The sequence below is a fragment of the Allobosea sp. CER48 genome (genome assembly GCF_044752385.1).
Lineage (GTDB): Bacteria > Pseudomonadota > Alphaproteobacteria > Rhizobiales > Beijerinckiaceae > Allobosea.
The window spans coordinates 1-20,570 of sequence record NZ_JBIWYK010000007.1; the positions used below are offsets into that span (position 1 = coordinate 1).

Here is a 20,570-nt window from a genome sequence, read left to right on the forward strand (position 1 = left end):
GGCGAATCGCTGCGCCAAGGGCGCGACCTCCGACGCATTGACCGCAGCGGCCGTCCCGGAACGAACGCGATCGGCGATGCCGACAAAAATCACCGCGAAACGGAAGAGCGCGAAAACACGGTGAAAGCGCGTGAGTGGTGCGGTCGGCACGGCATGGGCATGGTAGTGCGCAAGAAACTCGCCTTCGGTCGGGATACCGAGCGCGGCGCGGTCGAGCCCGAGGATACCGCCATATTCGTCCGGTGCCGTATGCCAGGGCATGGCGCAGTAGCCGAGATCGGCGAGGGGATGGCCAAGCGTCGAGAGTTCCCAGTCGAGGATGCCGATCACCTCGGGCTTCGCCGGATCGAACAGCAGGTTGCCGAGACGAAAATCGCCGTGTGCGATCGAAACCTGCCCATCATCCTCAGGCAGACGCGCCGGCAGCCAGGCGGCAACCTCCTCCAGTTCGGCGATCGGCTCGCCCGACGATTCCCGGAGCTGCCGGGTCCAGCGCGCGATCTGGCGCTCGAAATAGTTTCCGGGCCGGCCGAAATCGCCGAGGCCGACATCGTCCGGACGGACGGCATGGAGCTTCGCCAGCGCCTCGGCCATGCCGAGATAGAGGCTGCGGCGCTCCTGCGGCGCGAGACCCGGCAAGGCGCAATCGTGGAAGACGCGACCGTCGAGCCGCTCCATCAGATAGAAGGGCGTGCCGAGCAGTGCGGGCTCGGAATGAAACAACACGGCACGCGGCACCGGCACATTCGTCCGCGACAGCGCTTCGAGCACCCGGAACTCGCGGTCGATCGCATGCGCGCCGCGCAGGATCGGGCCGGCGGGCTGCTTGCGCAACACCAGCCGCTTCCCGCCGTGATCGACGAAATAGGTCGGATTGGACTGGCCGCCGCCGATCCGCTCGAGGGCGAGAGCCGCCGCCGGTCCGAAGCGTGCGTCCAGAAAGGCCGCCAGCGCGGCGGGGTCGAAATCGATCTTGCCGGCTGAGGCCTCGTCGCCCTGTCCCGCCATCCGCGCCGCCTCAGCCCTGCGCCCGGCCCGCGACGGGCCAGCGCCAGAAATCGCGACCTTCCTCGGTGAGGAAGCGGTTCAGCACCATCTTGTGGACCTCGTCGGCGCCGTCGACCAGACGCGCCTGGCGGGCGTAGCGGTAGATCCACTCCAGCACGGTGTCCTTGGAGTAGCCGCGCGCGCCATTGACCTGGATCGCGACATCGGCCGCATCATGCAGGACGTTGGCGACCTGGACCTTGGCCATCGAGACCTCCTTGCGCGCGAAGCCGCCACGGTCGAGCTCCCAGGCGGCCTTCATCACGAGGATACGGCCGATCTCGATGCGCATGGCGAGATCGCCGAGCTTGAGCTGGATGCTCTCGCGATCGGCAAGGCGCTGGCCGAAGCCGTAGCGCTCGGCGGCATAGGCCTGCGCGATCTCGATGCAGCGCCTGGAGAGGCCGAGCCAGCGCATGCAATGTGTCAGGCGGGCCGGCCCCAGGCGAACCTGCGTCACCTTCATCCCCCTGCCCTCGCCGCCGAGCACGTCCGCCGCGGGGATTTCCAGCCCGTCGAACTCCAGCTCGCAATGGCCGCCATGCTCCTCCGGCCCCATGATCTCGATGCGCCGCAGGATGCGCCAGCCCGGCTGGTCGGCGTGGAAGAGAAACGCCGTGAGCCCGTTGCGCGGATCGTCCGAGGTGCGGGCGATCAGGATGAAATGCCTGGCCTCCTCGGCACCGGTGATGAACCATTTGCGGCCCGTGACGACGTATCTGTCGCCGCGGCGCTCGGCCCTGGTCTGGATCATCGAGGGATCGGAGCCGCCGCCGGGATGCGGCTCGGTCATCGCGAAGGCGGAGCGGACCCTGCCCTCGACGATCGGTTCGAGCCAGCGATGCTTCTGGTCGCGCGTGCCGAGCGCTTCCAGCACCATCATGTTGCCGTCGTCCGGCGCGGCCGAATTGAACACCGCCGGGCCGAAGATCGACCGGTTCATCTCCTCGTAGCAGACCGCCATCCCCATCTTGCCGAGGCCGGCGCCCCCGGTCTCCGGCTTCAGCTGCAGGCACCACAGCCCCTGTTCACGGGCCTTGGCCCGAACGGTATCGAGCAGGGGCAGCGCGATGTTGCCATGGCCGTCATAGGAGGCCCGATCCGCCTCCAGCGGCAGGACCTCGCGCTCGACGAAGGCTGCGATGCGGGCGCGATAATCCTCGATGCGCGGGGAAATCTCGAAATCCATGGGCGTTCTCACAGGGACGATACGAGGTGGCCGCCATCGACCTCGATGGACGCGCCGGTGATGTAGCTGCCGGCAGCGGAAGCAAGCAGCAGCAAGGCTCCGTCGAGTTCCTCCGGCCTGCCCAGCCGGCGCTGCGGGATGCGCCTGATCAACTGGCCGCCGGCCTCGGTCGCGAAGAAATCGCGGTTGATGTCCGTCTCGATATAGCCGGGGCAGAGCGCGTTGACGCGGATGCCGTCGCGCGCCCATTCGAGTGCGAGCGCCTTGGTGAGCTGGACAACGCCGGCCTTCGAGGCGGCATAGGCGCTGACGCCGCCAGCGACGCGATGGCCGAGGATCGAGGCGATGTTGACGATGCTCCCGCCCCTGCCGGACTCGCGCATGCCCCGCGCCACGGCCTGGGCTACGAGGAAGACGCCCTTGAGGTTGGTGTCGAGCACCGCATCCCACTCGGCTTCGGAGAGATCAGCAGCCCGGCCGGCGCCGCTGACGCCGGCATTGTTGATCAGGATGTCGAAGCGGCGCCCGGCAAGCGCTCCGGTGACCGAAGCGGCGTCGGCGACATCCAGGGCCAGCCCCTGCGCCCGGCCGCCCGCGGCCGCGATCGTCTCGCTGGCCAGCTTCAGCGCGCATTCCCTGCGCGCCGCCAGCGTCACCTCGGCGCCATGGCGTGCCAGCAGCGCGGCGAAGTGCAGCCCCAGCCCGCCGGACGCCCCGGTCACCAGCGCGCTTCTTCCAGTCAGATCCTCGAACATCAGGCATCCCGCTTCCAGCACGGCCAAGTCTCGGTCGGTTGCACTCCGCGATCAAGGCGCCCAAACGTCGAAGAGGCCCGGCGTGCCGCGCCGGGCCTCTCGCATTCTCTCCGGCCTCCCGAAGGGCCGGCTGGTCACTGCCAGGTCTGACGGCCGTACCAGGCGTCCACGTCGCTGCTGGCCTTGTCCTTGGCGAGGCCGTAACGCTCCTGGATCTTGCCCTCCAGCTGGTCGCGCTTGCCGGCGATCACGTCGAGATCGTCATCGGTCAGCTTGCCCCACTGTTCCTTCACCTTGCCCTTGAGCTGCTTCCAGTTTCCTTCGACGCGATTCCAGTCCATCGGGACCTCCTCATGCGAGTGTGGGTTCGCAGGGAGAACGCACCGACGATGCGATTGTTCATCCGAAAATGCGCGGCCCACCCAAAAACACCCGGATAAAATATTGCATTATTAAGATCCGGGTATTATTGATGCCCATCCAACAAGGTGGGTTGCATCGATGCAGATCGCGGACAGGAAGGCGGCAACGGCCGCCTACAAGGAACGGAAATCCGTGGCGGGCATCTACGCCTGCCGCTGCGAGGCCAGCGGCCAGCTCTGGGTCGGCCGCGCGCCCGATCTCGCGACGATAGAGAACCGCCTGCGCTTCACGCTGCGCCATGGCAGCCACCGCCAGCGCAGCCTGCAGGCGGCGTGGAACGCACACGGCCCGGACGCCTTCCGCTTCGAAGCGCTCGAAAGGCTGGAGGACGAGGATATCGCCTATGTGCTCGATCGCGTGCTGAAGGAGCGCCTCGCCCACTGGCGGGCCAAGCTCGGCGCCGAGGCGCTCTAGACTGCGGAATGAAGCGGCGCCGACGCGCCGCTCAGTCGTCCATCTTGAGGGCGGCGATGAAGGCCTCCTGCGGGATTTCGACCTTGCCGAACTGCCGCATCTTCTTCTTGCCTTCCTTTTGCTTCTCCAGAAGCTTGCGCTTGCGGGTCGCGTCGCCGCCATAGCACTTGGCGGTCACGTCCTTGCGCAGCGCCCGGATGGTCTCGCGGGCGATGATCTTGCCTCCGATCGCGGCCTGGACCGGGATCTGGAACATATGCGGCGGGATCAGCTCCTTGAGCTTCTCGCACATGGCACGGCCGCGCGCCTCGGCACGGGTGCGGTGGACCAGCATGGAGAGCGCGTCGACCGGCTCGGCATTGACCAGGATCGACATGCGCACCAGGTCGCCCTCGCGGTAGTCGGTGATCTGGTAGTCGAAGGAGGCATAGCCCTTCGAGATCGACTTGAGACGGTCGTAGAAGTCGAAGACGACCTCGTTGAGCGGCAGGTCGTAGACGACCTTGGCGCGCGAGCCGACATAACCGAGGTCGATCTGCAGGCCGCGACGGTCCTGGCAGAGCTTCAGCACCGAGCCGAGATACTCGTCCGGCGTGAAGATGGTCGCGCGGATCCAGGGCTCGTCGATCGCCTCGATCTTCATCACATCCGGCATGTCGGCCGGGTTGTGCAGTTCCAGCGTCGTGCCGTCGCGCAGGCGCAGGTGATAGACGACTGACGGTGCGGTCGAGATCAGGTTGAGGTTGAACTCGCGCTCCAGCCGCTCCTGGATGATCTCCAGATGCAGGAGCCCGAGGAAGCCGCAGCGGAAGCCGAAGCCGAGCGCGGCCGAGGTCTCCATCTCATAGGAGAACGAGGCATCGTTCAGCCGCAGCTTCGACATGGCCCCGCGCAGCAACTCGAAATCGGCGGCATCGACCGGGAAGATGCCGCAGAACACCACCGGCTGCACCGGCTTGAAGCCCGGCAGCGGCTCGGCGATCGGCTTCTTCTCGTCGGTGATGGTGTCGCCGACCGCGGTATCGGCGACTTCCTTGATCGAGGCGGTGAAGAAGCCGACCTCGCCCGGGCCGAGTTCCTTCACTTCCTGCATCTTGGGCTTGAACACGCCGACGCGGTCGACGCCGTAGGAGGCGTTGGCGCGCATCATGCGGATCGTCATGTTCTTCTTGAGCACGCCGTCGATGATGCGCACGAGCACGACGACGCCGAGATAGGCGTCGTACCAGGAGTCGACCAGCATGGCCTTGAGCGGCGCTTCCGGATCGCCCTTCGGCGGCGGCAGCTTGGTGACGATCGCCTCCAGCACGCCCTCGATATTGAGGCCGGTCTTGGCCGAGATCGGCACCGCCTCGGAGGCGTCGAGGCCGATCACGTCCTCGATCTGCTCCTTGATCCGCTCGGGATCGGCCGCCGGCAGGTCGACCTTGTTGAGGACCGTGACGATCTCGTGGTTCGCGTCGAGCGCCTGGTAGACGTTGGCGAGCGTCTGCGCCTCGACACCCTGCGAGGCGTCGACCACCAGCAGCGAGCCCTCGCAGGCCGCGAGCGAGCGCGAGACCTCATAGGCGAAGTCGACGTGGCCGGGCGTGTCCATCAGGTTGAGGACGTAGGTCTTGCCATCTTTCGCCTGGTAGTCCAGGCGCACCGTCTGCGCCTTGATGGTGATGCCGCGCTCCTTCTCGATATCCATCGAGTCGAGGATCTGCTCGCTCATGTCGCGGGCCGCGACCGTGCCGGTCTGCTGAATCAGACGATCGGCGAGCGTCGACTTGCCGTGGTCGATATGGGCCACGATCGAGAAGTTGCGGATATTGTCGATGGAACGGGTGCTCATGCGCGCGCCATAGCAGTGAAGCCGCCTTCCGCCAAGCGGTTGCGCATTTCGAAGCGCCTGCGGCGACCACGAAACGCTGCCTTCATGCCTGGGGCGGACCAGAGCGTGGGCCAGAATCCAGTGAAGATCGGTTTCCGGTAAAGGTGCAGGCGTCGGTTCCGGATCGGTCCCTGCTTCGCGGCTTGTCGCCATGACAGGGAGGATTCGCGCCCGGTCTCAGATCCAGCTTGCAGAATCCAATATCTAAGAATTATTCTCTAGCCATGGAGTTCGACCACGATACCGAGATCGACCGGCTGCTCGGGCAGAGGCTGAAATCAGCCCGCCAACGCCATGGTCTGACGCTCGACGCCCTCGCCGAGCGCAGCGGGGTCAGCCGCGCGATGATCTCGCGGGTCGAGCGCGGCGAATCGAGCCCGACAGCAGCCCTGCTCGTCCGGCTCGGCTCCGGACTCGGGCTCTCGCTTTCGGCACTGCTGGAGGAGGAAGCGGGAAGCGGGCCGCTCGCGCGCCGCGCCGCCCAGCCGGCCTGGCGCGATCCGGCGAGCGGCTATCTGCGCCGCAATGTCTCGCCACGCGGAACCGGCTCGGGCTTCGAGATCGTCGAGGTCGAGTTGCCGGCCGGCGCCGAGGTCCGGCTCGACAGCGCGAGCGGCACGCCGGCGCTCGACCAGCAGGTCTGGGTGCTGCAGGGCCGGCTCGACCTGACCGTGGAAGGCGCCGGACACGAACTCGCGGAGGGCGACTGCCTGCAGATGCATCTGCGCGGCGCGATCATCTATCGCAATCCGGGCAGCGCGCCCGTTCGCTACGCCGTCATCCTCGCCGCGCGGAGCGGCAGCTTCCCGGGACATATCGCATGACCGCGACCGCTCTTTCCCTCGCCATCGACGCGCTCGATGGCGACGCCGCCGAAGCCGCGATTCCCGCGCTTGTGGAGATCCTGCGCGACTGCGTCGCCAATGGCGCATCGGTCGGCTTCATGAACTGGAATACGCCGGCCGATTACGAGCGCTTCTGGCGCGATATCGCGGCCGGCGTCGGGGGCGGGCAGGTAGTCCTGCTGGCCGCAAGGAATGAAGATGGAATCGTCGGCACCGCGCAGCTTCACCTGATCGGGAAACCGAACCAGCCTCATCGCGCCGAGATCGCCAAGGTGCTGGTGCATTCCCGCGCGCGCCGACAGGGCATCGGCGAGGCGCTGATGCAGCGTGCCGAGGCGATCGCGCGGGAGATGGGCCGCGACCTGCTCGTGCTCGACACGGACGAACACGGCGCCGCGCGGCGGCTCTACAACCGCCTCGGCTGGACCGAGGTCGGCACCATCCCGCGCTTCGCATTGATGCCCGATGGCGCCGATTGCGGCTCGACGTTCTTCTATAAGAGCCTCGCCTGAGGCCTCAGCCTTCCGTCTTGCCGCGGACGTAGGGCTCGACCGGCCCCTTGAGGGTGATCGTCATCGGACGGCCGAAGCGGTCCTTGGCGTTGCCGGCCGCTACCTTCACCCAGCCTTCGGAGACGCAATATTCCTCGACATTGGTCTTCTCGACGCCCTTGAAGCGGATGCCGATGTCCTGCGCCAGAACGTCGGCGTCGTAGAAGGGGCTGTCCGGGTTGACGGAGAGACGGTCGGGAAGCTGCTCGGACATGGTTCGAACCTGGATTGCGGAAACGGTTGCTTTGCCCGCTCGATAGCTGCTTCCGCCGGCAAAGCCAAATCAGGGGGCGGGGCGGGCCTAGCGTTCCCCGTCGAGGAGCCGGCCGACGACCTTCGCGGTATAGTCGACCATCGGGACGATGCGGGCATAGTTCAGGCGCGTGGGACCGATGATGCCGACCACGCCGACGATGCGCTGCTCGGCATCCCGGAAGGGCGCCGCGACCATCGAGGAGCCCGACATCGAGAACAGCTTGTTCTCCGAGCCGATGAAGATGCGCACGCCGTCGCCCTGCTCGGCCCGCGTCAGCAGGTCGATGACGTCCGTCTGCGTCTCGAGATCGCCGAAGAGCAGGCGGATGCGCTCCAGGTCCTCCTGCGCCTTGAGGTCCTCGAGCAGGTTCGCCTGGCCGCGGACGATCAGGTGACGATCATTGCCAGGACCGGCTTGCGTCGCGATGCCGCTTTCGACGAGCCGCGCGGTCAACACGTCGAGCTCCCGTTCCATCAGGGCACGCTGGCCGGCGATCTCGCCGCGCAGATCCGCCAGCGTCTTCCCGAGGATGCGCGCGTTGAGAAAGTTCGCCGCTTCCATCAACGCCGAAGCCGGCAGGCCCGGCGGCAGCGCCAGCAGGCGGTTCTCGACCGTGCCGTCCTCGGAGACGAGCACGACGAGCGCGCGTAGCGGGTCGAGCCGCACGAATTCGATGTGCTTGAGCCGGACATCGGCCTTGGTGGTGACGACCACCCCGGCGCCGCGCGAGAGACCGGAGAGCAGGGTGGAGGCCTCGGTCAGCGTCTGGTCGAGATTGCGATGGGTCGCCCCGGCCCGAATCTGCGCCTCGATGCGCTTGCGCTCTTCCGAGGTCAGGTTGCCGACCTCCATCATCGCATCGACGAAGAAGCGCAGGCCTCGCTCTGTAGGAAGGCGCCCCGCCGAGGTATGCGGAGCGTAGATCAGCCCGGCGAGCTCGAGATCGGTCATGACGTTGCGCACCGTCGCCGGCGAGAGCGACATCGGCAGCAGGCGGGCGATGTTGCGGGAGCCGACCGGCTCGCCGGTCGTCAGATAGCCATCGACGATCTGCCGGAAAATCTCGCGCGAGCGCTGATCGGTCTCGACCAGGCTGCTCATCGTCTCGGGGCGGGGGGTATGGGCGCTCATGAACCTTTGCGGGCGAACCGTTCCTCCATTCTATTGTCGTCATGCCGTGCGCTTGGATCAAGGGCCAGATCCGGCCCCAGCCTTGCCGCGAAGGGCGGGAACGCCTACAAGCCGCCACTTCTCCGCAAGACAGGATCTTTTCATGCGACCCTCCAAACGCGCCGCCGACGAGATGCGCAAGGTCACGCTCGAACGCGGCGTGGTGCGCTATGCCGAGGGTTCCTGCATGGTGACGTTCGGCGAAACCAAGGTGCTCTGCGCCGCGACCGTCGAGGAAAAAGGGCCGCCGTGGCTGCGCGGCACCGGCAAGGGCTGGGTCACCGCCGAGTATTCGATGCTGCCGCGCGCCACACATGAGCGCACCCGCCGCGAGGTTACCTCCGGCAAGCCGTCGGGCCGCACGCAGGAGATCCAGCGCCTGGTCGGCCGCTCCCTGCGCGCCGTCGTCGACCTGACCTCGATCGGTGAGCGCCAGATCGTCGTCGACTGCGACGTGCTGCAGGCCGATGGCGGCACCCGCACCGCCTCGATCACCGGCGCCTGGGTCGCGCTGCACGACGCGCTGAAGTGGATGGAGGGCCGCGGCCTGCTCAAGGGCACGAACCCGCTGAAGGACCATGTCGCCGCCGTCTCCTGCGGCATCGTCGCCGGCCAGCCGGTGATCGATCTCGACTATGTCGAGGATTCCGGCGCCCAGACCGACGCGAATTTCGTCATCACCGGCTCCGGCGGCCTCGTCGAGGTGCAGGGCACCGCCGAGGGCGCCCCGTTCTCTGAAGAAGAGCTGCTCGCCCTGCTCAAGCTCGCCAAGGGTGGCGTTTCCAAGCTCGTCGCGCTGCAGAAGGCGGCGGTCGCCTGACCATGAGCCAGCATCGCCTCCTCTCCGGCAAGGTCGTGATCGCGACCCACAACCAGGGCAAGCTGCGCGAGATGCGCGAGCTTCTCGCGCCCTACGGCATCGAGCTGGTCTCGGCCGGGGAGCTCGTCCTGCCCGAGCCGGTCGAGGATGGCTACATGTTCTCGGAGAACGCGGCGATCAAGGCCGTGGCTGCCACCAAGGCGAGCGGCCTGCCTGCGCTCTCCGACGATTCCGGCATCTGCATCGATGCGCTCGACGGCGCGCCCGGCCTGTTCTCGGCAAACTGGGCCGGGCCGGGCAAGGATTTCGCCCCGGCGATCGCGCGCGTGCAGATGGAGCTGGCGAAGCGGGGCGCAGCGACGCCGGAGCTGCGCCGGGCCCATTTCGTCTCGGCCCTGGTGATCGCCTGGCCGGACGGGCACCAGGAGCTGTTCGAGGGCCGCGTGTTCGGCACCGTGACCCATGACGTCCGCGGGGCGGGCGGCTTCGGCTACGATCCGGTCTTCCTGCCGGAAGGCCATGACAAGACCTTCGGCGAGATGACGGCCGCGGAAAAGCACGGCATACCGGCAGACGGCTCGCCCGGGCTGTCGCACCGCGCCCGCGCCTTCCATGCGCTGGCCGCAGCCTGCTTGAGGAAGCCCGCGTGAACGTTCTGGCCGCCCCGACCGAGCGGCCCCTCCACCCGCATCCGACGGCGGATGCGGGCTTTGCCGTCTATGTGCACTGGCCGTTCTGCCTGGCAAAATGCCCCTATTGCGACTTCAATTCGCATGTCCGGCTGCAGCCGCCGGACCAGCAACGCTATATCGCCGCCTTCCGCCGCGAGATCGCCCATCGCGCCGCGCTTGCGCCGGGGCGGACGGTCTCCTCGATCTTCTTCGGCGGCGGCACGCCCTCGCTGATGGAAGGCCGGACCGTCGGCGCGATCCTCGATGCGATCGGGGAGCACTGGGCGGTCGATCCCCATTGCGAGGTTTCGCTGGAGGCGAATCCGACAAGCGTCGAGGCCGGGCGCTTCCGCGATTTCCGCGCCGCCGGCGTGAACCGGGTCTCGCTCGGCGTGCAGGCGTTGAACGACACCGACCTCAAGGCGCTCGGGCGGATGCATTCGACCGAAGAAGCGCTCGCGGCCGTCGCCATCGCCAGGAAATATTTCGAGCGCTACTCCTTCGACCTGATCTATGCCCGCTCGCCGGCTCAGACGCCGGCGCTCTGGCGCGCCGAGCTGGAGCTGGCGATCAGCCACGCGGCCGAGCATCTTTCGCTCTACCAGCTCACCATCGAACCCGGCACCGCCTTCGAGCGGCTGTTCCGGGCCGGCAAGCTCGCCATTCCCGATCCGGAAGCGGGCGCGGCGCTCTATGAGACGACGCAGGAGATCACGGCGAAGCACGGGATGCCGGTCTACGAGATCTCCAACCACGCGCGGCCTGGCGCGGAGTGCCGCCACAACCTCGTCTACTGGCACTATGGCGAATATGCCGGCGTCGGCCCCGGCGCGCATGGCCGGCTGGTCACCGCGCAGGGCCGCATGGCGCATTCGACAGAGAAGCGCCCGGAAATCTGGTTGGAGCGCGTCGAGGCCGAGGGCCATGCCCTGGTCGAAGACGAGCGGCTGAGCGAGGAGGCGCAGGGCGACGAATACCTGCTGATGGGCCTGCGCCTCGTCGAGGGGATCGACCCCGCGGTGTTCAAGGCCCTGGCCGGGCGCGAGCTCGACGCCAAGCGCATCGCCAGCCTGATCGAGGAAAAGCTGCTGATGCGCCGGGCCGGCGGCCGCCTCGCCGCGACGCCGGACGGCGCGCTGCTGCTCGACGCGCTGGTCGCCGACCTGGCGGCCTGAGCGCTCCGGCTTTCACGAGAACCACCGACGTCATGCTCGCCCCCGTGGCGAGCATCCACGTCTTGAACACGACCTTCGACCAACGAAGACGTGGATGGTCGGAACAAGCCCGACCATGACGCAGAGCGTCGAAAAAGGCTGCTCAGGCCTTGCCCAGCCGTGCTCCCGTCTTCGGGTCGAAGACATGGACCTTGTCGGGATCGACCGTGATCCAGAGGCGGCCTTCCTGCGCGGCGACCTCGCCGGTCGCGGCCTGCATCACGAAAGGCTGGCCCGAAAGCTTGCCGTGGAAGAGCTGGGTCGCGCCGAGTTCCTCGATGAACTCGACATCGAAAGGCAGCGAGCCCGCCTGTCCGTCGGAGCTGAGCTCGACATCCTCCGGCCGAAGACCGACCTCGACAGGAGTCTGCGCCGCCAGATCCTCGCGCAGGTCGCGCGCCTCGAGGAGCGCCTCGCCGAGCGCGACGATGCCGTGGCCATCGACGGTTCCGGGCAGGATGTTCATCGGCGGCGAGCCGATGAAGGTCGCCACGAACTTGCTGGCCGGCTTGCGATAGACCTCGGCCGGCAGGCCGATCTGCTCGACCTGGCCGGCATTCATCACCACGAGCTTGTCGGAGAGCGTCATCGCCTCGACCTGATCGTGCGTGACGTAGATCGAGGTGACGCCGAGCGCGCGCTGCAGCTTCTTGATCTCGACGCGCATCTGCACGCGCAGCTTGGCGTCGAGGTTCGAGAGCGGCTCGTCGAACAGGAAGACCTGCGGCTTGCGCACGATGGCGCGGCCCATGGCGACGCGCTGGCGCTGGCCGCCGGAGAGCTGGCGGGGCCGGCGCTCCAGGAAGGGCTCGATCGCCAGGATGCGCGCGGCTTCCTTCACGCGCTTGTCGATCTCGTCCTTCGGCGTGCCGCGGTTGCGCAGGCCATAGGCCATGTTGTCGTAGATGTTCATATGCGGGTAGAGCGCATAGTTCTGGAACACCATCGCGATGTCGCGGTCGGCCGGCTCGATCTGGTTGACGACGCGCTCGCCGATCGCGACATCGCCCGACGAGATCGTCTCCAACCCGGCGACCATGCGCAGCAGCGTGGACTTGCCGCAGCCGGACGGGCCGACCAGGACGCAGAAGCCGCCATCGGGGATGTCGAAGGAGACACCCTTCACGGCCTCGACGCCGCCGGCATAGACCTTCTTGACGTTGTTGAGAGTGACCTGGGCCATTCGCGGATTACTTCTCGGTTTCGACCAGGCCCTTCACGAAGAGCCTCTGCATGGCGATGACGACGAAGACGGGCGGCAGCATCGCGAGCATGGCGGTGGCCATGGCGAGCTGCCATTCGGTCAGGGCGTCGGCGGTGACGATCATCTTCTTGATGGCGATGACGATGGTCTGCATCGAGTCCTTCGTCGTCACCAGCAGCGGCCAGAGATACTGGTTCCAGCCATAGATGAACTGGATCACGAACAGCGCGGCGATCGTGGTGATCGAGAGCGGCAGCAGCGTGTCCTTGAAGAACTTGAACGGGCCGGCGCCGTCGATCTTCGAGGCTTCGAGCAACTCGTCCGGGATCGTCATGAAGAACTGGCGGAAGAGCAGCGTGCCCGTCGCCGAGGCGATCAGAGGTACGGCGAGCCCCTGATAGGTGTCGAGCATCCTGAGATCGGAGACGATCTTGAAGGTCGGGAAGATGCGGACCTCGACCGGGAGCATCAGCGTGATGAAGATGATCCAGAACGCCGTCATCCGGAACGGGAAGCGATAATAGACCACGGCATAGGCAGAGAGCACGGAGATGAAGATCTTTCCCAGCGCGATCGTCATCGCCATGATGAAGGAGTTGACCATCATCCCGATTACCGGCTCGCGCGTCGTGCTCGACGTGCCGACGAAGAGGATGCGGTTGTAGTTTTCCAGGAAGTACGGCCCGGGATAGAGCGGCATCTGCCCGTTGATCACGGTGGCCGCGTCCCAGGTCGAGGCGACGAAGGTCAGCCAGACCGGGAAGGCGACGATCAGCACGCCGATCGTCAGGATGACATAGGCGATCGCATCGCCCAGGCGGCGGTCCTCGACCATCAGATCCCCTTCCCCATCTCGCGCAGAAGCTCCGCCAGCGCGTCGGCGCAGGCGTCGAGACAGGCCTGTCCCTTCTCAGGCGTGGCGCGGCGTGCATCGCCCACCACGCCGGTTTCGGTCATCTCCCGGAAGGAGCGATGGCGCGAGACGGTGGCCCGCCCGGGCAGGCCGTCGCGCGCGCCGAACGCCTCGCCGAGGCGTGGCTCGCGCACCGAGCCCGGAGCCAGCACCATCATCATCGAGGTCTCGACCTCGCAGGCATGCTGGACGCCCTTCTGGTCTTCCAGCAGCGGCCGCAGCGCGTCCTGCGCCAGCAGGAAATAGGTGGTCGCCTCGACATGCAGCCGCGTCTCGCGGGCGAAGTCGGGCAGGAAGGCGGTCAGCGCCGCGATGTTGCCGCCATGGCCGTTGACGATCAGCACGCGGTGGAAGCCGTGGCGCTCGATGCTGCGCAGGAAGGCGAGCAGCACCGAGCGATAGGTCGGGATGTCGAAGGTGAAGGTGCCGCCGAAGGCCATGTGATGCTCGGCCATGCCGCACCACAGGGTCGGCGCGACCACGACATCGACATCGCCGGCACGTTCCGCCGCGGCCTTGCAGACGCCACTGCAGAGGATCGTATCGACGCCGACGGGCAGATGCGGCCCGTGTTGCTCGATCGACGCGACGGGAAGGACGACGATCGCGTCGGTCGCCGCCCTGGCGCGCAATTCCTCGGCGGTCAGGTCCTGCCAGAGCACCAAGGCCATCAGTAGCTCACCTTGCGTTCGATGAAGCGGAACTGAACCGCCGTCAGCGCGATGACCATCACCAGGAGCACGACCGACTGGGCGGCGGAACCGCCGAGATTGGAACCGCCCTTGCCGTCGGCGAAGACCTTGTAGACCAGCGTCTCGGTCGCGCCGGAGGGGCCACCGCCGGTGACGGCGTCGATGATGCCGAAGGTGTCGAAGAAAACGTAGACGATGTTGACGACGAGCAGGAAAAAGGTCGTCGGCGAGAGCAGCGGGAAGACGATGGTCCAGAAGCGGCGCATCGGCCGGGCGCCGTCGATCACGGCCGCCTCGATCACGCTCTTCGGGATCGACTGCAGGCCGGCGAGGAAGAACAGGAAATTGTAGCTGATCTGCTTCCAGGTCGCCGCGAGGATGACCAGCAGCATGGCATGGTTGCCGTTGAGGCGCGGGTTCCACGGGATGCCGAGCACCTGCAGGCCGCGTGCGAGCATGCCGAGCGAGGGATCGAACATGAAGAGCCAGAGCACGCCGGCGATGGCGGGGGCCACCGCATAGGGCCATATCAGCAGCGTCTTGTAGATCTCGGCGCCGCGGATCTGCCGGTCGGCCATCACAGCGAAGAGCAGCGCGATCGACAGCGAGAAGATGCAGACGAAGGTCGAGAAGACCGCGGTATTGATGAAGGCCTTGAGATAGCCGGGGTCACTGAACAGCGCCTGGTAGTTCTCGAACCAGACGAATTCCGTCGAGGTGCCGAAGGCATCCTCGAGCAGGAAGCTCTGCCAGACCGCCTGGGTGGCCGGCCAGTAGAAGAAAACGATCGTGATCGCGAGCTGCGGCAGGAGCAGCAGGAAGGGGATGGTCAGCCCCTTGAAATACGCGTTCTTCTGCATCGGCTTCCTTGAACGAGACGGCCATCCCGGACGGATTTGTCCGGGATGGCCTGGAGATGCAAGAGCTATCCGCTCAGCGCGAAGCGGTCCGCTCGAACTGGCGCAGCATCTGGTTGCCGCGCTCTGCGGCCGCATCCAGCGCCGCCTTCGGCGTCTTCTGGCCGTTCAGAGCGGCCTCCAGCTCCTCCGACCAGATGTCGCGGATCTGGACGAGGCTGCCGTAGCGCAGGCCCTTCGAGTTGTCGGTCGGGGTCTTGTTGGTCAGCTCGAGGATCGGCGTCTCGAGATAGGGCTTGTCCTTGTAGAAGCCCGACGCCTTTACCTTCTCGTAGGCGGCCTTGGTGATCGGCAGATAGCCGGACTCGGTGTGCAGCTTCACCTGGCGGTCGACATCCGACAGGAAGGTGAAGAACTTGGCGACGCCCTTGTACTCGTCGGCCTTCTTGCCGCCCATCACCCACAGCGAGGCGCCGCCGATGATCGAGTTCTGCGGCGCGCCCTGCGCTTCCGGATAATACGGCATCGCCGCATTGCCCCAGTCGAACTTGGCGTTGGCCCGGACGTTGCCGAAGAAGCCGGAGGAGGTCAGGAAGATCGGGCACTCGCCCGAGGTAAAGCGGCCTTCGCCGTTGTTGGTGCGGCCCGAATAGTCATAGGTCTTGTCCTTCTGCAGCTCGACCAGATTGGTCCAGTGCTTGAGGAAGAGCGGGCTCTGGTTGAAGTTCATGACCGCGTCGAAGCCGGCCATGCCGTTGACCTTGGTCGAGAGCGGAATGTTGTGCCAGGCGCCGAACTGCTCGATGTTGGCCCAGGTCGCCCAGGCGTTCGAGACGCCGCACTTGTCGTAGCCGGCGGCCTTCAGCTTCTTGGCGGCCTCGAAGGTCTCGGGCCAGGTCTTCGGCGGCTTGGCCGGATCGAGGCCCGCCTTCTTGAAGGCGTCCTTGTTGTACCACATCACCATCGAGGACGAGTTGAACGGCATCGACAGCATGTCGCCCTTAGCCGTCGAATAATAGCCGGTGATGGCGGGGAGATAGGCGTTCGGATCGAACTTCTCGCCGGCTTCCTTCATGACTTCGTGAACCGGCTTGATCGCGCCCTTGGCCGACATCATCGTGCCGGTGCCGACCTCGAAGACCTGCAGGATGTGCGGGGCCTGGCCGGCGCGGAAGGCGGCGATGCCGGCATTCAGCGTATCGGGATAGGAGCCCTTGTAGACGGGAACGACCTTGTAGTCCTTCTGCGAGGCGTTGAAGTCCTCGGACAACTTGACGACGACGTCGTTGTTGGCGCCGGTCAGCGCGTGCCACCACTGGATCTCGGTCTGCGCGAGAGCCGGCGAAGCACCCGCGAGCGCGAAGGTCGCAACCGACATCAGGATGCGCGATTTGATGCTCATGGAATATCTCCCTTCCGCGGGCGGGCGCCGCCGCGGTTCTTGTCGTTGGTGCGCAAGCTAGCATGAAGCGCGGGCGACAGTTCAATGACAAATCGATGACAGTTTTTGCAAGGCCCCCAATGCGGCAGACATCTTGCGCATTCACACATAAACGTCTGATCTGCGCACCCTGACACGCTTTCGCTCCGGACCGGATCCATGACCAGCCTCGCCCTCTCCGCCTCGAAGACCCTGCCGCAGGACGCCGGAGCCGCAGCGCTGGCAGGCCGCGTCTGGCGCCCCGATCTCGGCGGCCCCGCCGTGGTCATCCTGCGCGACGGGCAGGTCATCGACATTACCGCCGCCTTCCCGACGAGCCGCGACCTCTGCGAAAGCGCCGACCCTGCGGCAGCGCTGCGGGCGGCCAAGGGGGAGGCGATCGGAACGCTCGACGAGATCCTTGCCAATACGCCCGTGGACGGCCGCGACCCCAAGCGCCCCTGGCTCCTCTCGCCGCTCGACCTCCAGGCGGTGAAGGCCGCCGGCGTCACCTTCGCCGTCTCGATGCTGGAGCGCGTGATCGAGGAGAAGGCGCGCGGCAACCCGGCCGCGGCTGCGACGATCCGCGAGGAGATCGGCAAGCTCATCGGCGACGACCTCTCGAAGCTGAAGCCCGGCTCGCCGGAAGCGATGCATCTCAAGGAGGTGCTGATCAAGCAGGGGGCGTGGAGCCAGTATCTGGAGGTCGGGATCGGCCCGGACGCCGAGATCTTCACCAAGGCCCCGCCCATGTCGACCGTCGGCACGGGCGCCGATGCCGGCCTGCATCCAGCCTCGAGCTGGAACAATCCGGAGCCCGAAATCGTGCTGATCGTCGCCTCGGATGGCCGCATCGTCGGCGCCACGCTCGGCAACGATGTCAATCTGCGCGATGTCGAGGGCCGCTCCGCGCTGCTGCTCGGCAAGGCGAAGGACAACAATGCCGCGGCTGCGGTCGGCCCGTTCATCCGCTTCTTCGATGCCGGCTTCACGCTCGACCACGTCCGCAGAACGACCGTGACGCTGATGGTCGAAGGTGAGGACGGTTTCACCCTGGAGGGTTCGTCCTCGATCGCGAAGATCAGCCGCGACCCCGCCGATCTCGCCGCCCAGATGATCGGCCCGCATCACCAGTATCCGGACGGGGCGGCGCTCTATCTCGGCACCATGTTCGCCCCGATCAAGGACCGCGATGCGCCCGGAGGCGGCTTCACCCACAAATACGGGGACGTCGTCACCATCGCGGCGCCCGAACTCGGCAGCCTCGTCAACCGGATGAAGCGCACCGATGCCTGCGAGCCCTGGACCTTCGGCGCCTCGCATCTGATGCGCCACCTGGCCAAGCGCGGGCTGCTCTAGGCAGCGCATTCGGATTGCGCCGTCCACGTCAGGCTGCTGGTAAGGTTTCTGTGTCACAGAGCTGGCTGAACCAGGAGGGTTCGGCTTGGCGATGAGCGAGATCGGGAGGCGACGCTCCCTGACGCGGAACGACCATATCATGGCGCGGCTGGCACGGGCGCCCGGTCTGTGGATCGCAGCCTTCGCAGCGGCCGCGGCCTTGGCCCTGATCCTGCCGCTGCGCCTTCCGCTCGGGCCGAATGCCTGGGATACGGTCGTCTATCTCGATGCGTCCTGGCGCATCGGGTTCGGACAGGTCCCGAGCATCGACTTCTTCGCACCTGTCGGGCCGCTCGGCTTCTATCTGACCGCCGGGCTGGACGCATTGTTTCCGAACGCGCAGCCGATGCTCCTGATCAACTGGGCACTGCTGCCGGTCATGCTGCCCGTGCTCGCGCTGCTGGCCGGGCATGTCGCGCGACGCTCCCGCCAGCAGGCTCTAGCGCTCGCGCTGCCCTTCCTGCTGTTCGCGGCCCTGCCGATCAACCTGCATTCGCTCTATCCGGCGCCCGGCTTCGACGGTTACGGCTTCTACAATCGCCATGTCGCGCTGCTGCTCTACCTGCTGATCGCGGCGCTGCTGTTCGTCCGCGCGCGCGGACTGCGGATCGCGCTCGTCGCGGCGCTGATGCTGGCCCTGTTCCTGACGAAGATCACCGGCGCCGTCGCAGGCACGGTTCTGGTCGGCTATGCGGCGCTCTGCGGGCGGATGCGCCTGCGCGATGCCGCCGGCGCCGCGGCGATCGTAATCGCCGCTCTCGGCCTGCTGGAGCTCGCGACAGGCCTGGTCTCCGCCTATCTCGTCGACATCCTGACGCTGCTCGGCCTCAACACCGGCACCCTCCTACCGCGCTTCCTGACCGTCGCCTCGGTCAAGTTCAACGTCATCGGCCCGCTGCTGGCCCTGCTCGCTGCGCTCGCTTTCGCCAGCTGGCGGGACGGCCTGCCCAGGACGCTCTCCGGCTGGCGGCAACTCGCCGACGGGCCCGCCGGCTGGCTTGCCGCCGGGCTCGTGGCACTTGCCTTCTTCGAGACGCAGAACACCGGGTCACTGGAATTCGTCGGTCTCTGGCCGATCCTCCTGCCGGTCCTCTCGACATGGTGGGTCCGGAAGGAAGACCGGCTGCGCCCGGTGATCCTCGTGCTGACGCTGGCCGTGGCGCTGCCTTCCGCGGTGATCTGCCTGGAGCGCGGCATGCGGGCTCTCATGAGCGCGCCCGGGTACGCCGCCCTGGACGTTCCGGATCTGGGGCCGCTCGGCCGGGTCAGCGCCAAGCCCGATATCGCGTCTCGCGCTGCGGGGATGCTGGACCACTACGCGGCCTATCCGGAGAGCTATCGCGACCTCGTCAGGCGCGACCTGCTGCCGTCCTACATCCTCTATTCCGAGATCGACTATCAGGCGACCTGGCTTCTTGAGGTCCAGCAGGCCGTCACGGCGATCCGTGGTTGGGAAGGCGCTAACCGGCGCAAGCTCAACGGATTCTTCACGCTCGATTTCGTCGATCCGCTGAACTTCGTCCTCGAGCGGACGCCGACCCGGGCCGTGCCGGTCGGCGTCGACCCGGGCCGCAGCACGCCCGCGCTCGAGCCGGACACATTGGCGCAACTCGCGCAGACCGACGCGATCCTGGCGCCGAAATGCCCGCCGACGACGGCGCGCGAAGCGATCCGCGCGCACTTTGCCGGCGCGCTGGAAGGGCGCGAGCGGATCGCGCTCGCGCCCTGCTGGGACATGTATCTCCGGAAATAGGCCGCAGGCTCAGCCCGCGCCGGTCTGCCCCGCCTCCCAGCCGAGGATGGCGCGCTTGCGCGTCAGCCCCCAGTGATAGCCGGTGAGCGCGCCAGACTTGCCGATGACGCGGTGGCAGGGCACGACGAAGGAGATGGGGTTCTTGCCGACGGCCATGCCGACGGCGCGCGCAGCACTCGGCTTGCCGATATGGTTGGCGACATCGCCATAGGTCGTGGCGCAGCCGACCGGGATGCGCAGCAGCGTCTCCCAGACCCGGACCTCGAAATCGGTGCCGATCAGCACGACGCGAAGCGGCGTCTCGGCCGACCAGGCCTTGGGCTCGAAGATGCGCCCGGCATAGGGTGCCGTCAGGACGGGGTCGTAGTGATAGTCGGCATGGGGCCAGCGGCGCATCATGTCGGCCAGCGCCTCGGCCCGGCCTCCGACGACCTTGCCGCCGTCGACGCTGTTCGAAACCCACCCGAGCCCGGCAAGCCCGCGCTCCGTCACCACGATCAGCGCCTCGCCGAAGGGAGAGACGTGGAAGCCGTAGGACAGCTTCAGCCCCTCGCCACCGGTCTTCCATTCGCCGGGAGACATCGCCTCATGCGTGACGAAGAGATCGTGCAGCCGGCCGGGGCCGGAGAGGCCGACCTCGAGCGCCGTGTCGAGAATGCTGGCCGAGGAGGCGAGCAGCCCTTTGGCATGGTCGAGCGTGATCGCCTGCAGGAAGGCCTTGGGCGTCAGCCCGCACCAGCGCCGGAAGAGGTGATGGACGTCGGTCGGGGTCGCTCCCGCAGCATCCGCGATCGCCTCGATCGTCGGCTGTTCCCGCCAGTTATGGGTGATGAAGGCCAGGATGCGCCGGACGGTGTCGTAATCCGAGCCCGGCACCACGGCCGGAAAATCGGCCTCGCTCGGCATGGCTTCGGCGGCGCGCGCCAGCACCGCATTCGAGAAGCGCGTCGGGGTCATCGCCGTTTTCATCGGAGCATGAGCGTTCATGGCTTGAAACCTCGCATCATTCGTCATGATGCGAATCTAGGGGGTCAACCATGCCGCTCCCACCCGAAAGCTGACAAGGGTCGGCCCAAGCCGGATATATGGCTGCAGTGCCCCC

The 20,570-nt window shown here is 66.8% G+C and carries 21 protein-coding genes; 8 read left to right on the top strand and 13 right to left on the bottom strand.

Annotation, left to right across the window (positions count from 1 at the left end):
- The 4 genes from ACIPIA_RS00635 to ACIPIA_RS00650 all read right to left on the bottom strand — a co-directional run.
- The coding region (locus ACIPIA_RS00635; RefSeq protein WP_400505660.1) for a phosphotransferase family protein at nucleotides 1-1,008 on the bottom strand (1,008 nt) is incomplete at its 3' end.
- A 10-nt stretch (nucleotides 1,009-1,018) separates the two neighbouring features.
- Complete coding sequence (locus ACIPIA_RS00640; RefSeq protein ID WP_400505662.1) at nucleotides 1,019-2,236, bottom strand: acyl-CoA dehydrogenase family protein; 1,218 nt, start codon at nucleotides 2,234-2,236, stop codon at nucleotides 1,019-1,021.
- 8 nt (nucleotides 2,237-2,244) lie between these two features.
- Complete coding sequence (locus ACIPIA_RS00645) at nucleotides 2,245-2,991, bottom strand: SDR family NAD(P)-dependent oxidoreductase (protein ID WP_400505664.1); 747 nt, start codon at nucleotides 2,989-2,991, stop codon at nucleotides 2,245-2,247.
- Nucleotides 2,992-3,125: 134 nt separating this feature from the next.
- The gene (locus tag ACIPIA_RS00650) at nucleotides 3,126-3,332 is read right to left on the bottom strand and encodes a CsbD family protein (RefSeq protein ID WP_400505666.1); all 207 of its coding nucleotides are present in this window, start codon (nucleotides 3,330-3,332) and stop codon (nucleotides 3,126-3,128) included.
- Between the two features lie 160 nt (nucleotides 3,333-3,492).
- Between ACIPIA_RS00650 and ACIPIA_RS00655 the strand changes: the two genes are divergently transcribed.
- Complete coding sequence (locus ACIPIA_RS00655; protein WP_400505668.1) at nucleotides 3,493-3,828, top strand: GIY-YIG nuclease family protein; 336 nt, start codon at nucleotides 3,493-3,495, stop codon at nucleotides 3,826-3,828.
- 31 nt (nucleotides 3,829-3,859) lie between these two features.
- Here ACIPIA_RS00655 and lepA read toward each other — a convergent pair whose 3' ends face one another.
- Entirely contained in the window at nucleotides 3,860-5,665 is a 1,806-nt protein-coding gene (lepA, locus tag ACIPIA_RS00660; protein ID WP_400505670.1) for a translation elongation factor 4, read from the bottom strand.
- 263 nt (nucleotides 5,666-5,928) lie between these two features.
- Between lepA and ACIPIA_RS00665 the strand changes: the two genes are divergently transcribed.
- Together ACIPIA_RS00665 and ACIPIA_RS00670 are read left to right on the top strand one after the other, a co-directional pair.
- The gene (locus tag ACIPIA_RS00665; protein WP_400505672.1) at nucleotides 5,929-6,528 is read left to right on the top strand and encodes a helix-turn-helix domain-containing protein; all 600 of its coding nucleotides are present in this window, start codon (nucleotides 5,929-5,931) and stop codon (nucleotides 6,526-6,528) included.
- Nucleotides 6,525-7,061, top strand: coding sequence for a GNAT family N-acetyltransferase (locus ACIPIA_RS00670; RefSeq protein ID WP_400505674.1), 537 nt, complete (start codon nucleotides 6,525-6,527; stop codon nucleotides 7,059-7,061). Before ACIPIA_RS00665 ends, ACIPIA_RS00670 begins: the two co-directional genes overlap by 4 nt.
- Nucleotides 7,062-7,065: 4 nt before the next feature.
- Here the strand turns inward: ACIPIA_RS00670 and ACIPIA_RS00675 are convergent, their stop codons facing one another.
- Both ACIPIA_RS00675 and hrcA read right to left on the bottom strand, forming a co-directional pair.
- The gene (locus ACIPIA_RS00675) at nucleotides 7,066-7,314 is read right to left on the bottom strand and encodes a DUF3297 family protein (protein WP_400505675.1); all 249 of its coding nucleotides are present in this window, start codon (nucleotides 7,312-7,314) and stop codon (nucleotides 7,066-7,068) included.
- A gap of 87 nt (nucleotides 7,315-7,401) precedes the next feature.
- Nucleotides 7,402-8,487 carry a heat-inducible transcriptional repressor HrcA gene (hrcA, locus tag ACIPIA_RS00680; RefSeq protein ID WP_400505677.1) on the bottom strand — a complete coding sequence of 362 codons (1,086 nt, stop codon included), beginning with the start codon at nucleotides 8,485-8,487 and terminating at the stop codon, nucleotides 7,402-7,404.
- 142 nt (nucleotides 8,488-8,629) lie between these two features.
- On the opposite strand from hrcA, the gene rph reads away from it, so the two are divergent.
- The 3 genes from rph to hemW are packed head-to-tail and all read left to right on the top strand — an operon-like array spanning nucleotide 8,630 to nucleotide 11,192.
- Nucleotides 8,630-9,346: a ribonuclease PH gene (gene rph / locus ACIPIA_RS00685; RefSeq protein ID WP_400505679.1), complete on the top strand. Its 717-nt coding sequence runs from the start codon at nucleotides 8,630-8,632 to the stop codon at nucleotides 9,344-9,346.
- A gap of 2 nt (nucleotides 9,347-9,348) precedes the next feature.
- On the top strand, nucleotides 9,349-9,996 hold the full coding sequence (gene rdgB / locus ACIPIA_RS00690; RefSeq protein WP_400505681.1) for an RdgB/HAM1 family non-canonical purine NTP pyrophosphatase: 648 nt from the start codon (nucleotides 9,349-9,351) through the stop codon (nucleotides 9,994-9,996).
- Nucleotides 9,993-11,192, top strand: coding sequence for a radical SAM family heme chaperone HemW (gene hemW, locus ACIPIA_RS00695; RefSeq protein WP_400505683.1), 1,200 nt, complete (start codon nucleotides 9,993-9,995; stop codon nucleotides 11,190-11,192). The genes rdgB and hemW overlap by 4 nt, the downstream gene beginning before the upstream one ends.
- A gap of 142 nt (nucleotides 11,193-11,334) precedes the next feature.
- Here hemW and ACIPIA_RS00700 read toward each other — a convergent pair whose 3' ends face one another.
- The 5 genes from ACIPIA_RS00700 to ugpB form a co-directional block, all read right to left on the bottom strand.
- A complete protein-coding gene (locus ACIPIA_RS00700; RefSeq protein WP_400505685.1) occupies nucleotides 11,335-12,414 on the bottom strand; it encodes a sn-glycerol-3-phosphate import ATP-binding protein UgpC in 1,080 nt (359 codons plus the stop codon).
- A gap of 7 nt (nucleotides 12,415-12,421) precedes the next feature.
- A complete protein-coding gene (gene ugpE, locus ACIPIA_RS00705; protein ID WP_400505688.1) occupies nucleotides 12,422-13,270 on the bottom strand; it encodes a sn-glycerol-3-phosphate ABC transporter permease UgpE in 849 nt (282 codons plus the stop codon).
- Nucleotides 13,270-14,019 (bottom strand): creatininase family protein, encoded by a 750-nt coding sequence (locus ACIPIA_RS00710; protein WP_400505690.1) that lies wholly within the window; start codon nucleotides 14,017-14,019, stop codon nucleotides 13,270-13,272. The genes ugpE and ACIPIA_RS00710 overlap by 1 nt, the downstream gene beginning before the upstream one ends.
- Complete coding sequence (gene ugpA, locus ACIPIA_RS00715; RefSeq protein ID WP_400505696.1) at nucleotides 14,019-14,900, bottom strand: sn-glycerol-3-phosphate ABC transporter permease UgpA; 882 nt, start codon at nucleotides 14,898-14,900, stop codon at nucleotides 14,019-14,021. Before ugpA ends, ACIPIA_RS00710 begins: the two co-directional genes overlap by 1 nt.
- A gap of 73 nt (nucleotides 14,901-14,973) precedes the next feature.
- Nucleotides 14,974-16,299: a sn-glycerol-3-phosphate ABC transporter substrate-binding protein UgpB gene (gene ugpB / locus ACIPIA_RS00720; protein ID WP_400505701.1), complete on the bottom strand. Its 1,326-nt coding sequence runs from the start codon at nucleotides 16,297-16,299 to the stop codon at nucleotides 14,974-14,976.
- 198 nt (nucleotides 16,300-16,497) lie between these two features.
- Between ugpB and ACIPIA_RS00725 the strand changes: the two genes are divergently transcribed.
- Nucleotides 16,498-17,676 carry a fumarylacetoacetate hydrolase family protein gene (locus tag ACIPIA_RS00725; protein ID WP_400505703.1) on the top strand — a complete coding sequence of 393 codons (1,179 nt, stop codon included), beginning with the start codon at nucleotides 16,498-16,500 and terminating at the stop codon, nucleotides 17,674-17,676.
- Nucleotides 17,677-17,767: 91 nt separating this feature from the next.
- The gene (locus tag ACIPIA_RS00730; RefSeq protein ID WP_400505705.1) at nucleotides 17,768-19,468 is read left to right on the top strand and encodes a hypothetical protein; all 1,701 of its coding nucleotides are present in this window, start codon (nucleotides 17,768-17,770) and stop codon (nucleotides 19,466-19,468) included.
- A gap of 9 nt (nucleotides 19,469-19,477) precedes the next feature.
- Here the strand turns inward: ACIPIA_RS00730 and ACIPIA_RS00735 are convergent, their stop codons facing one another.
- Complete coding sequence (locus tag ACIPIA_RS00735) at nucleotides 19,478-20,374, bottom strand: methylated-DNA--[protein]-cysteine S-methyltransferase (protein ID WP_400505707.1); 897 nt, start codon at nucleotides 20,372-20,374, stop codon at nucleotides 19,478-19,480.
- Nucleotides 20,375-20,570 lie beyond the last annotated feature (196 nt).